We start from the raw sequence: 12536 nt of genomic DNA, 5'->3' as shown, positions 1-12536 counted from the left end.
GTGCACGGATTACATGATCGCGATGGATTTGTGCACGGATTGCATGAAGCTCTCTTGTCAAGCGGCGGTGGCGGTTTGGGGTGTTTGGGTGGTTGTGGTGGGTTGGGTGGTGGTGCGGGCGTCGCGCCACATGCGCCTGATGATCACGTTGGCGAGGAGGCGTTTGTGGGCGCGGCGGGCCATTCTGGGGGTCTGGCCGGGTCTGGTGTCCAGGCGGTGGGTGAGGTAGTCCCGGGCGGCGCCCTGGGTGCGGGCCTGGGTGACGTGCATGATGTGCAGGACGCTGTTGACGGCGCGGTTGCCGCCCAGGTCCAGGCGGTGACGTAGGGGCCGGGTGTCGCCTTCGCCGGAGGAGATCTCCAGTGGGGCGATGCCGCACCAGCGGGCGAAGGCGCCCTCGGTGGCGAACCGGGTCGGGTCGCCGATCTCGGCCAGCAGGGTCATCGCCGCGACCACCCCCACGCCCGGCAGGCTGGTCAGGGTGCAGCCCAGGGCCGCCAGCAGTGGCTTGGCCTGACGTTGCAGGTCTTTCAGGACCGCATCGGCGGCCGCGACCCGGGCGGCGATGGCCAGTGCCCGCCGGACCCGGACGACATCGCCGCCGGACAGCCGCTGCTGGTGCTGTGGGAGGTGGGTCAGGGCACCCAGGCGACGGGCGACGCTGCGGGTGTCGGGTAGCAGGTCCCGGACCGGGGCCGACAGGCCGGTCAGGACCGCTTCGGCCTCGTTCAGCAACCGGCGGCGGGCCTTGACCTCACTGGCCCGCCACGCGTGCAGGGCGGACAGCTCCTGCCAGGCGCCGGGCATCTGGGCGTGCTTACCCGCCGGCGGCAGGTCGGCATCGGCCAGCACCTCCCGGGCGATCGCGATCGCGTCGTGGGTATCGCTCTTGGCCCGGGTGCGACGCCGGCGCCTGAGCGCGGTCCGGTTCGCCGGGACCTCCCGCACGTCATACCCCAACGCCCCCAGAGCCGTGGCGACCTGCATCCCCAACCCTGCCGAGCCCTCCACCCCGATCCGGGACAACGACCAGCCACCCCGCCAACGCCGCGATCCCGGCCGCGGTCATCGCGAACGAGGCCGACGCGACCAGCCCACCGACCCCGCTCAGCACCGCCACCGTCGCCGAGGAGCTTGACCCGGTTTCCCGGACACGTTCGGTGTGTGGTTCAGGCTGCCGGTTCGGCGGCCTGCGGGGTCAGTGTGGCCCAGTATCGGGTCTCGTACTCGGCTGGGGACAGGTAGCCCAGGGCGGAGTGGCGGCGGACGGGGTTGTAGAAGCCTTCGATCCATTCGAAGATCGCGGTGGCGAGCTCGTCCCGGGTGGTCCAGGTGCGCCGGTCGAGCAGTTCGCGTTGCATGGTCGACCAGAAGGATTCGATCATGCCGTTGTCCACGCTCGAGGCGACCCGTCCCATGGATCCGAGTAGTCCCGCGGCGCGCAGGCGATGACCGAAAACCCAACTGGTGTACTGGCTTCCGCGATCGGAGTGCACGATGGTGCCGGGTTGTGGGCGGCGCCGCCAGCGGGCCATCTCCAGGGCGTCGACGACTAGGTCGGAGCGCATGTGGTCAGCGATCGACCAGCCCACGACCATGCGGTGATAGACGTCCAGCACCGCGCAGCAGTACACCTTCCCGGTGGCGGTGGGGTGCTCGGTGACATCCGTGCACCACAACCGGTCCGGGGCGTCGGCGACGAACCGCCGCTGCACCAGGTCGTCATGGACCGCCGGATCGGGGCGGCGGCGCTTCTTGCGCCGGCCGCCGACCCCGACCAGCCCGTGGGCGCGCATCAACCGTGCCACCCGCTTGCGGGCGCACCGCTGGTCCAGGCCCAGGGTGAGTTCGGCGTGCACCCGCGGGGACCCGTAGGTGCCGCGGGAACCCTCGTGCACGGCTCGGATGGTCTCGACCAGGTCGGCGTCGGCCACGGCCCGCGGCGAGGCCGGCCGGTCACGCCACTCGTAGTACCCCGACCTGGACACCTCGAGCACCCGGCAGGCCACCGCGACATCGACCTCCAGGTCGCTGTCATCGGCGAGTTCACGGACCAACCGGTAGATCATTTTGGGTCCGAGGCCTTCGGCAGGATGTTCTCCCGCGCGAAGTAGGCACTGGCCCGCTTGAGGATCTCGATCTCCATGGCCTGGACCCGGTTCTCGCGGCGCAACCGGACCAGCTCGGCCCGCTCCGGGCTGCTCAGGCCCTCGGTGCGGCCGGCGTCGATATCGTCCTTGGCCATCCAGTTCCGCAGGCAGGACTCGCTGATCCCCAGGTCCTTGGCGATCGCCGCGATCGGTTTGTCCCCGAGGCGGGCCAACTCGACCGCCCGACGACGGAACTCCGGTGGGTGTGCAGCAGGCATACAGGACTCCTTCCCAAGATGAAGATCATCATCTCAGATCAGGTGTCCGGGAAACCGGGTCAAGCTCCCAAACACCCCAAACCGCCACCGCCGCTTGACAAGAGAGCTTCATGCAATCCGTGCACGCTCGTGAACGGATTCACGAGCGTGCACGGATTGCATGATCACCGCGGTTTGGGGTGGGTAGGCTGACCCGGCCATGGCCGACCATCGACTCCACGCGCCCGTTCTGGCCTGGTATTCCGTCGAGGCCCGCGATCTGCCCTGGCGTGACCCGGACTGCAGCCCCTGGGGAGTGCTGGTCAGCGAAGTCATGCTGCAGCAGACGCCCGTCGCCCGGGTCCTGCCGGCCTGGCAGCGGTGGGTCGAGCGGTGGCCGACACCGGCATCGCTGGCCGACGAGGCGGTGGGTGAGGCGATCCGCGCCTGGGACCGGCTGGGCTACCCACGCCGCGCCGTCCGGCTGCACGAGGCGGCCACCGCGATCGTGGCGCGGCACGGCGGCCAGGTGCCGGATGACCTGGACCAGCTGCTCGCGCTGCCCGGCATCGGCAGCTACACCGCCGCCGCGGTGGCCAGCTTCGCGTTTCGGCAACGACATGCCGTGGTGGACACCAATGTCCGCCGGGTACTCGCCCGCACCGTCACCGGCATGGCCCAGGCGGCGCCGTCCCTGACCGCCGCCGAGCGCGCCCTGGCCGACGAGCTGGTGCCGGACGACGCCGAGCGCGCCGCGACCTGGGCGGTGGCCTCGATGGAGCTCGGGGCACTGATCTGCACCGCTCGGGCGCCCCGGTGCGCCGACTGTCCGGTGATCGGGCTGTGTCGATGGCAGGCGGACGGTGCCCCGGCCTACGCCGGACCGCCACGGCGCGGCCAGCGCTACGAAGGCACCGACCGGTACGTGCGAGGCCTGTTGTTGGCCGCGCTGCGCGAGGCCCACGACCGCCGGGACGACGGCGCCGGCCCAGCCGGGAGCCTCACCCAGCAAGAACTCCTGGACGCCGTCCCGGACGACGCGCTGCGCGACGTCGTCCTCGATCCGCACCAGCGCGAGCGGTGTCTGGACTCACTGGTGACCGACGGACTGGTGGAACCGTTGCCGCACATCCGGTTCCGTCTTCCAGGGAAGTAAGGAGCGTGGCCGCTTGAGCAGTCGATCGGCTTGCTCAGATGGCGGTGATCCGTGTCGTGCTCATCGCCTCGGCGACGGCCTCACGCCAGTCACGCATCGGCGGTAACCCGGCCCGCACCCAGCTGTCATGACCCAGGACCGACCACGCCGGCCGAGGCGCCGGACGGACGAAGTCTCGTGACGTCGTCGAGCGGACGCGTGCAGGGTTGGCCCCGACGCCGGCGAACACGGTGCGAGCCAGGTCGTACCAGGTACCCGCCCCTGCAGACGTCGCGTGATAGGTGCCGACCGGGGCGTTGCACTGCACCACATCGATGATGCGCTGGGCCAGATCCCGCGACCAGGTGGGTTGACCGTGCTGATCATCGACCACGTCCACCGTCGGGCGCGAGCGCTCCAGTTGCGCCATCGTCCGGACGAAATTGGGACCGTTTTCGCCGTACAACCACGCAGTGCGCAGGATCCAATGCCGTTCTGGTAGCTCCGCGCGCACCGCCCACTCACCAGCAGCCTTGGTGCGCCCATAGGCCGTTCGCGGGGCGATCGGGGCATCCTCGGCATAGGGCCGGTCGGCGTCCCCCGCAAAGACGTAGTCGGTAGAGATGTGGAGCAGCCTCGCCGCGCTGCGGGCAGCGGCTCGCGCAAGGTGTGCGGGGCCGATCGCATTGGCGGCGAAGGCCTCGGCCTCGCGCGACTCGGCGTCGTCCACGGCCGTCCAGGCGGCACAGTTCACCACCACGTCATGGCCTTCGACGGCCTTGGTGACGGCCACGAGGTCAGTGATGTCGAGCTCGGCGCGGGTCAGCGCAGTCACCGTGGCATTCGCGTCGTCGCCGAGTAGCACCAGCAGATCGTGGCCGAGCATGCCGCCGGCGCCTGTCACGAGCCAGCGAGTCACGGACCTACCGTGCCCTGTGCGGCGACCTCGGTGGCGACCCCCGATTTGAGCGGCTCCCACCAGGCCCGGTTGCCCCGGTACCAGGCCACCGTGTCGGCCAGCCCGGCCGCGAAGTCGACCTTCGGCACATAGCCGAGTTCCGTGGCAATCTTGCTGATGTCGACCGAATAGCGCCGGTCGTGCCCGAGGCGGTCGGCAACATGATCCACCCGCGACCAGTCCGCGCCGCAGGCCTCGAGCAGGCGCTCGGTGAGCTCCTTGTTGCTCAGCTCGGTCCCCCCGCCGATGTTGTAGACCTCCCCCGCCCTGCCCTTCTCCAGCACCAGTTGGATCCCCCGGCAGTGATCGTCGACGTGCAGCCAGTCGCGTACGTTACCGCCGTCCCCGTACAGCGGCACCCGCCCACCGTCCAGCAGGTTGGTGACGAACAGCGGAATGACCTTCTCGGGGAACTGGTACGGGCCGTAGTTGTTCGAGCAGCGCGTGATACACACGTCCAGCCCATAGGTTCGGCTGTAGGCCCGGGCCAGCAGGTCGGAACCGGCTTTGCTCGCCGAATAGGGCGAGTTGGGCTCCAGCGGATGCGTCTCGGGCCAGGAGCCCTCGGGGATCGAGCCATAGACCTCGTCGGTAGAGACGTGGACGAAGCGCTGGACGCCGGCGCGGCGCGCTCCTTCGAGCAAGGTTTGTGTGCCGAGCACATTGGTCAGCACGAAGTCGGCCGCGCCGGCGATCGACCGGTCGACATGCGACTCCGCAGCGAAGTGCACCACTGAATCGGCGCCGTCGAGCACGGTGGCCACCGTCCCTGGGTCGCAGATGTCCCCTTGGACGAAAGACAGCCGCTCGGAGCCGGACACCGGCGCGAGGTTCTCCAGCGAACCTGCGTAGGTGAGTTTGTCCAGGACGACCACCTGTGCTCCCGCAACCTCGGGATACGACCCAGAGATCACGTTTCGGACGTAGTTCGACCCGATGAATCCGGCTCCGCCCGTCACGACGACCTTCACAGAACACTCCCCTTGCAGGCCGATCCGATCGCCGGCTGGATTCCTTGATTCTCACCCAGCCTAGTTTCGCTGCGGGACCGTCAGGGCGAGATCGTCGCAACTGGGGATGCCCATCTGCGCATACGGTTGACGAATGCCCCAAAGTCGCGACGCTGTCCGGCCCGGGTTCCTAGCATCGTGACACCAAGGAGGTCCGTGTGCGTATCGACGAGCTCGCCGTGGCCGGCAGCTACCTGGTCACTCCGCGCGTGTTCGGGGATGACCGTGGTTCGTTCTCTGAGTGGTTCCGCCAGGACTCCTTGACCGCCCAGCTGGGGCACGAGCTCCGCCTCGAGCAGGCCAACTGGTCGACGTCACGTCGCGGCGTGATCCGGGGGATCCACTATGCGGACGTCCCACCCGGCCAGGCCAAGTACGTGACGTGCGTTCGGGGCGCCGTCCTCGACGTGATCGTCGACCTGCGCGTCGGCTCCCCCACGTTCGGCAAGCACGACACCGCCCAACTGGACGCCGAGAGCCGCCGAGCGGTGTACCTCGCCGAAGGAATGGGGCACGGGTTCTGCGCCATCACGGACGACGCCACAGTGCTCTACCTGTGCTCCACCGGCTACAACCCGGCAGCCGAGCACGGTGTGCAGCCACTCGACGCCGAGTTGGGCCTGCCGTGGCCGAGCGACGTTGAGCACGTACTGTCCGAGAAGGACGCCGCCGCGCCGACGATCGCTCAGGCGCTGGCCGCCAGCGCCCTGCCGACCTTCGAGAGCTGCCGAACCTGGACCAGGCAGCTGGCCGATCACGCGCGGACGGTGGGGGGGGCGGCGCGGTGAAGGGCATCATCCTGGCCGGCGGCACCGGTACCCGGTTGCACCCGATCACGCTGGCAATCAGCAAACAGCTCATGCCGATCTACGACAAGCCGATGATCTACTACCCGCTGTCCACGCTGATGTTGGCAGGGATTCGCGAGGTGCTGGTGATCACCACCCCGCAGGACTCCGCCGCGTTCCGCGGCCTCCTCGGCGACGGCTCGCGGCTGGGCATGCGCATCGAGTACGCGGCGCAACCGCGCCCCGAAGGGCTGGCCCAGGCTTTCGTGATCGGCAGCGACTTCATCGGCGCGGACGGCGTAGCCCTCGCCTTGGGCGACAACATCTTCCACGGATCCGGCCTCGGCACGAACCTGCGACGACTCACGAGCGTGGTCGGCGGGCATGTCTTCGCCTACCGGGTGGCCGATCCCTCGGCCTATGGCGTGGTGGACTTCGACCGGGATGGGCGCGTGCTGTCCATCGAGGAGAAGCCCCGTGAGCCACGGAGTGACTTCGCCGTCCCGGGCCTGTACTTCTACGACAACGACGTTGTGGAGATCGCCCGCGCCATGACCCCATCCGCGCGCGGCGAGCTCGAGATCACCACCGTCAACCAGACCTACCTCGACCGTGGACAGCTGAACGTCAGCGTGCTCGAACGTGGCACCGCCTGGCTCGACACCGGCACCTTCGAGTCGATGATGGCGGCGGCCGAATACGTGAAGGTGATCGAGGCGCGCCAGGGCTACAAGCTGGGTTGCATCGAAGAGGTGGCCTGGCGCCAAGGCTGGATCCGCGACGAGGACGTGCTGCGGCTGGCCGCCGAGCTGGACAAGAGTGGCTATGGCCACTACCTGCAGCGGTTGGTCACCCAGGCCCAGGACGACGCTCAGCGACTGACCACGACGTGACCCTCGGTACGATACCGTGCGCGGACGGCCGCGAAGGCGCAGGTCAGCGGCAGGAAGCAGCTGACGTCAGGGGGCCGGAGGCCACGGCCGATCAACTTCCGACCGCCATCGAGAGGTATGATCACTCGAGGCCCCCCCGCCTCGTCCGAACCTTCGTCGCGCGCACGTCGACCACCCACTCTCGGCGCATTCATTGACGTACACACCCCGACCGCCGGGCAACTGTTGCATGATGGAAGCGTTCCCCACGCGGGCGGTGAGAACAGCCTGGGACGCGACTAGGAGTGTGTGCACCTGTGGACTTGCTGTCGATCGCCCGGGCTGTGTGGCGTCATCGAATTCCCTCGGGGATCATCATTGCGCTGACGCTCCTCGGTTGCGGCGCAGCTGCGTTCATGAATCCTCCGACATACGAGGTCCAGACCTACTTCGTCCTACTCTATCCGCCTCCCGTCCCGTCCTCCGAAGAGCTGGATCGACACCCCGAACTCAGGCGCCTCAACAGTGACAACCCCTTCCTCCGCTTCACGGACTCCTCCGTCATCGTTTCCATTGTTGCTCGGAAGATGAGCGAGGACAGGGTCGTGGAGTCGTTGGAGAAGCAAGGGGTGAACAAGACCTATCAGGTCGCCCCCGACAACAAGTACGGACTGTCGTCGCCGATTCTCGGCGTATCGGTGTCCGAACCCAGCGAAGCCCGAGCGGTCACGTCGTCCAAGATCGTCGGGGAGCGTCTGGTCAGTGAGCTCCGGGCAATGCAAGCCGTCCACGGCACCGATCCGCACTACATGATCACCGCGTACGCCGCAGAGACGCCGGACCGAGCGACCGCCAGGTTCTCCAGCCTCTTGCGAAGCCTCGTTGGGATCTTGGCCCTGGGGGCGTTCACGCTGATGTTCGTCTTGTCGGCCATCCAGGCGATCGAGCGCTACCGGGCCGAGAAGCGTGCGGCCGGGATGCCCGCCGGCTCCGAGGCCACCGAGCCGGATCCGCCCTCCGCGGCGAACGCGTCGCCGGGCGTCACTGCCACCAACCCGACCATCGCCCCCCCAGGGCAGGATGCCACGGCGGACACCATGCCAGACACGACCACGACCACGACCTCGCTGGAGATCGAGCACGAGGCGCCGTCCCCCTTCGTCATGGGTGGCGATTCCGGTGCCTGGTCACCGCCCGGCGCCGACGAAGTACCCGAGCACGCGATGCACGGCTCTTCACCGCTGCCGGCCTCGGGCCGCCTCCGGACGATCTTGCCTGGCCGACCAGCAAGCGCATCGGAGGCCTCGCCCGTTCCGCCTGGGACAGGTGCCGACGAGGAGGCGCCCGACCCAGCGACGGACGAATCCACGAGAAACGAGAACACCAATCCGGCGACAGCGCAGCGGGAGGCTCCTCCCACCGTGCCCCTGCCTCTCGGGCACCAGCGCCGCGAGACTTTCTGACCTCGGACGTCGCAACCGAGCGGTCGTCAGCTTCCGGCAGTTTCTGACGCCAAGGTGACCAGTCGATCGAAGATCACTTCGCGCTGTTTCAGGGTCATACCAATTGTTGATTGCAGATTGCAGAGGACGTGATGGTCCTCCATCTGCCGCACAAAGGCCTCCTCGTCAGCCTGGCCCTCGAACGACCCGACCCAGCGAGAGAAGCTCAGCGATTCAGCCGTCCGAAAGTGCCCGGCATCGCCGCCGAGGACATGATCGGCATAGACCCCGTACAGGATGTACTCCGCGAAATGAGGAGTCCGTGACAACGTTACCATCCAATCGGAGCCGCACGCCTCCTCGATTCGACGAGCAAGGCCCTGCGTCACGTCTCGCCGCCAGACCACCAGCGGGTTGATGTAGTCGGCACCGAAGTAATTCTGCTCGGGGAGTCCGAGCAGGCCGGCGGCGGCGCGATGCCACCGGTTGTGGGGCAGCATGTCCGCGTGACCGGGGTTTCGGTAGAGGCGGACAGCGCCTTCCTGCACCAGCCGGTCGTAGGTGAGTGGGCGGAAGAACACGTTGTCGCTGTCGACATGAACGATGACATCCCACGGGGCATCGTGGGCGATCGCGAGCTTGCGTAACTGCTGAACGAGCCAGCCCCGTATCGGAAGTCCGCGCATCGAGAACAGCACCTCACGGCGCGGCAGATGCAGCCGCTCCCGCCACTTCGGCCCAGGCATGGGCACGGTTCTCAAGAACGATGGCTGAACGGTCTCCGCCACCACAACCTCACGGCGCGCCCCTGTAAGACCCGCGAACAGCTTCAGATCTGATTTCGGCACCACGAGGAGGTGCCGGAAATCATCGGGGACAAACCGGTCGATCGATTCACACAGGACCTGAGCCGGTTGCAGGTCTCCGGCATAGGAGCAGGTGACGATGCCGATCGACAGACGTTCTCCCGAACTCAATCCATGACTCCTTCATCAGTCCGGGCGGTTCGCTGGTTCTAGTTGGCGGGGACGCCCCAGGCTTCGAACTCGGCGAGTCCGACGTTGCCGGTTCCGGCGGACACCGTGTTGACGGTGAGCCTGACCCAGGTGACCGTCCGCGGTGTGAACGTCACCGTCACCGCCGAACCGTCATTGGTCAAGGACCCGACCGGCGCCGAGGACCCGTCTGAGAAGGTCAACGTGCCGCTGGTGATCTGGTCACTCGCGTTCGGCCGGTCGTTCAGCACCACGTGATCCAGCGTCACCGAGTTGGCCCACGTCAACTGGATCCACGCACCGGCGCCCTGGCGCACACTGGCCCACTCTCGCGAGTAGTCCGCCGGGTACCCGAGCGGCGAGCCATCGATCGCCTTCGCCGCCGTCTGACCGTCACCCGTGTTCTGCGTCGAGGCCGTGGCGGTGGCACCCAGCGTCCGCGCCACGTTGGCGGCCCCCGCAGCCGGCACCGAGACCGTCACCGTGTCGGCCACACTGCTCAACGAGCCGTCAGAGACCACCAACGAGAACGTCACCGACGATCCCGCCGCCGGCGCCGTGAACGTCGGCGACACCGCCGTCGCACTCGACAACGTCACCGCCGGCCCCGACGTCTGCGTCCACGCATACGTCAACGTGTTCCCATCAGGATCGCTACTACCCGACCCCGACAACGTCACCGTCGACCCAGCCGACACCGACTGATCCGCACCCGCATTCGCCACCGGAGCCCGGTTCGCGACCACCGAGACCGTCACCGTGTCGGCCACACTGCTCAACGAGCCGTCAGAGACCACCAACGAGAACGTCACCGACGATCCCGCCGCCGGCGCCGTGAACGTCGGCGACACCGCCGTCGCACTCGACAACGTCACCGCCGGCCCCGACGTCTGCGTCCACGCATACGTCAACGTGTTCCCATCAGGATCGCTACTACCCGACCCCGACAACGTCACCGTCGACCCAGCCGACACCGACTGATCCGCACCCGCATTCGCCACCGGCGGGCGGTTGGTGGGCCCTCCATTCGCGGGGACGCCCCAGGCTTCGAACTCGGCGAGTCCGACGTTGCCGGTTCCGGCGGACACCGTGTTGACGGTGAGCCTGACCCAGGTGACCGTCCGCGGTGTGAACGTCACCGTCACCGCCGAACCGTCATTGGTCAAGGACCCGACCGGCGCCGAGGACCCGTCTGAGAAGGTCAACGTGCCGCTGGTGATCTGGTCACTCGCGTTCGGCCGGTCGTTCAGCACCACGTGATCCAGCGTCACCGAGTTGGCCCACGTCAACTGGATCCACGCACCGGCGCCCTGGCGCACACTGGCCCACTCTCGCGAGTAGTCCGCCGGGTACCCGAGCGGCGAGCCATCGATCGCCTTCGCCGCCGTCTGACCGTCACCCGTGTTCTGCGTCGAGGCCGTGGCGGTGGCACCCAGCGTCCGCGCCACGTTGGCGGCCCCCGCAGCCGGCACCGAGACCGTCACCGTGTCGGCCACACTGCTCAACGAGCCGTCAGAGACCACCAACGAGAACGTCACCGACGATCCCGCCGCCGGCGCCGTGAACGTCGGCGACACCGCCGTCGCACTCGACAACGTCACCGCCGGCCCCGACGTCTGCGTCCACGCATACGTCAACGTGTTCCCATCAGGATCGCTACTACCCGACCCCGACAACGTCACCGTCGACCCAGCCGACACCGACTGATCCGCACCCGCATTCGCCACCGGAGCCCGGTTCGCGACCACCGAGACCGTCACCGTGTCGGCCACACTGCTCAACGAGCCGTCAGAGACCACCAACGAGAACGTCACCGACGATCCCGCCGCCGGCGCCGTGAACGTCGGCGACACCGCCGTCGCACTCGACAACGTCACCGCCGGCCCCGACGTCTGCGTCCACGCATACGTCAACGTGTTCCCATCAGGATCGCTACTACCCGACCCCGACAACGTCACCGTCGACCCAGCCGACACCGACTGATCCGCACCCGCATTCGCCACCGGCGGGCGGTTGCCGCCCGCCGGCCCGCCGGCCCTGCTGTCCAGCACATATCGCCGGGGCACCATGCTCTGCACCCACGGGTCGGCAGCTCCCGGGTCGAACTGGGCCTCCGCCGCGAGGGCCGCCTGCTTGCGCGTCAGGTCGACGCCCGACACATTCGCCGGGCGGGACGCCGTCCCGTACCCCTGGTAGGCCATCAGCGTGTGAGCTGTGCTGGTGTACAAGCTGTCCGCTGCCAGGGTGAAGGCTGCGGTCATCAGGTGATCCGAGTGGTCTGCGTCGGACACCGGGGACACGTAGTCCTGGGTCCGAATCGTGGTCGGCTGGAAATCCGCCATCATGGCCGCGAGCGTGCTGATCAGAGTGCTCCGACTGTATGTCTCGGAACCGTCCACGGCCGTGATGCTCGAGATCGACCCGGTCCACAGCTTGCTCAGGCTCCGCCCACCGTAGGTGGCCGACCCTTGGCCGGAGGGGAACCCATCAGGCAGCCGCAGGAACGCGATGGAGACTCTGGAGTTGCCCGCCAGGTTCAGCACCTGAATGGTGCGACCGGACACACCGTCATCCGTGGCCACCCAGTTGTTGGCCACTCCAGCCATCTGCGCGTATGCCGCTTTGGGTCCGTTCTCGCGGTAGAGACTGTCCGGGTACGAGTTCCCGGCGTCACCCGCAGTGACGAAGAGTGTCCGAACGCATCGCCCAGCACGAATGTCGTTGAGGACGTCAGGATTGACGAAGATGGTGTCGTCATCCTCGTGCGCGACGATCGTCAGCGCACTGCCTGGGCAAGCCGCTGCTGCAGCAGGCGTCGCGACGACAGCCGGCAACGCCAGACTCGCTGCCGCGAGGAGCAGCGCCGAACCGCGCCACCTCCGGCGCGCCAGGACGGCCATCTCACGCATCATCCGATACCTGGACAATGCCGCTCGGCTCTCCACCCGCACGTCACCTGCCGCCCGATCTCCGCCCCACCGACGGGGTC

General features: G+C 67.9%; 11 protein-coding genes. 4 read left to right on the top strand and 7 right to left on the bottom strand.

The window, feature by feature from the left end; genetic code table 11:
- Positions 1–57 precede the first annotated feature (57 nt).
- From IPK24_09185 to IPK24_09175, 3 genes are all read right to left on the bottom strand, one after another.
- Positions 58–1026 (bottom strand): IS110 family transposase, encoded by a 969-nt coding sequence (locus IPK24_09185; GenBank protein ID MBK8075722.1) that lies wholly within the window; start codon positions 1024–1026, stop codon positions 58–60.
- Between the two features lie 143 nt (positions 1027–1169).
- Positions 1170–2069: an IS3 family transposase gene (locus IPK24_09180; protein MBK8075721.1), complete on the bottom strand. Its 900-nt coding sequence runs from the start codon at positions 2067–2069 to the stop codon at positions 1170–1172.
- Positions 2066–2368 (bottom strand): transposase, encoded by a 303-nt coding sequence (locus IPK24_09175; protein ID MBK8075720.1) that lies wholly within the window; start codon positions 2366–2368, stop codon positions 2066–2068. The genes IPK24_09180 and IPK24_09175 overlap by 4 nt, the downstream gene beginning before the upstream one ends.
- 199 nt (positions 2369–2567) lie before the next feature.
- Between IPK24_09175 and IPK24_09170 the strand changes: the two genes are divergently transcribed.
- Positions 2568–3503, top strand: a complete 936-nt coding sequence (locus IPK24_09170; GenBank protein ID MBK8075719.1) for an A/G-specific adenine glycosylase — start codon at positions 2568–2570, stop codon at positions 3501–3503.
- A 34-nt stretch (positions 3504–3537) separates the two neighbouring features.
- On the opposite strand, the gene rfbD is transcribed toward IPK24_09170, so the two are convergent.
- On the bottom strand, positions 3538–4401 hold the full coding sequence (gene rfbD / locus IPK24_09165) for a dTDP-4-dehydrorhamnose reductase (GenBank protein ID MBK8075718.1): 864 nt from the start codon (positions 4399–4401) through the stop codon (positions 3538–3540).
- Positions 4398–5411 carry a dTDP-glucose 4,6-dehydratase gene (gene rfbB, locus IPK24_09160; GenBank protein MBK8075717.1) on the bottom strand — a complete coding sequence of 338 codons (1014 nt, stop codon included), beginning with the start codon at positions 5409–5411 and terminating at the stop codon, positions 4398–4400. Before rfbB ends, rfbD begins: the two co-directional genes overlap by 4 nt.
- Positions 5412–5608: 197 nt before the next feature.
- Between rfbB and rfbC the strand changes: the two genes are divergently transcribed.
- The 3 genes from rfbC (at position 5609) to IPK24_09145 (ending at position 8573) form a co-directional block, all read left to right on the top strand.
- Positions 5609–6238, top strand: coding sequence for a dTDP-4-dehydrorhamnose 3,5-epimerase (rfbC, locus tag IPK24_09155; GenBank protein ID MBK8075716.1), 630 nt, complete (start codon positions 5609–5611; stop codon positions 6236–6238).
- Positions 6235–7131 (top strand): glucose-1-phosphate thymidylyltransferase RfbA, encoded by an 897-nt coding sequence (rfbA, locus tag IPK24_09150; GenBank protein ID MBK8075715.1) that lies wholly within the window; start codon positions 6235–6237, stop codon positions 7129–7131. Before rfbC ends, rfbA begins: the two co-directional genes overlap by 4 nt.
- A 296-nt stretch (positions 7132–7427) precedes the next feature.
- A complete protein-coding gene (locus IPK24_09145; protein ID MBK8075714.1) occupies positions 7428–8573 on the top strand; it encodes a hypothetical protein in 1146 nt (381 codons plus the stop codon).
- Positions 8574–8599: 26 nt separating this feature from the next.
- On the opposite strand, the gene IPK24_09140 is transcribed toward IPK24_09145, so the two are convergent.
- Complete coding sequence (locus IPK24_09140) at positions 8600–9529, bottom strand: hypothetical protein (GenBank protein MBK8075713.1); 930 nt, start codon at positions 9527–9529, stop codon at positions 8600–8602.
- Positions 9530–9567: 38 nt separating this feature from the next.
- The gene (locus IPK24_09135; GenBank protein ID MBK8075712.1) at positions 9568–12447 is read right to left on the bottom strand and encodes a discoidin domain-containing protein; all 2880 of its coding nucleotides are present in this window, start codon (positions 12445–12447) and stop codon (positions 9568–9570) included.
- Positions 12448–12536 lie beyond the last annotated feature (89 nt).

The organism is Kineosporiaceae bacterium, from assembly GCA_016713225.1.
Taxonomy (GTDB): domain Bacteria; phylum Actinomycetota; class Actinomycetes; order Actinomycetales; family Kineosporiaceae; genus JADJPO01.
Note: the sequence above shows the minus strand (reverse complement) of the source record. Positions and strands in the feature narration are given on the sequence as shown.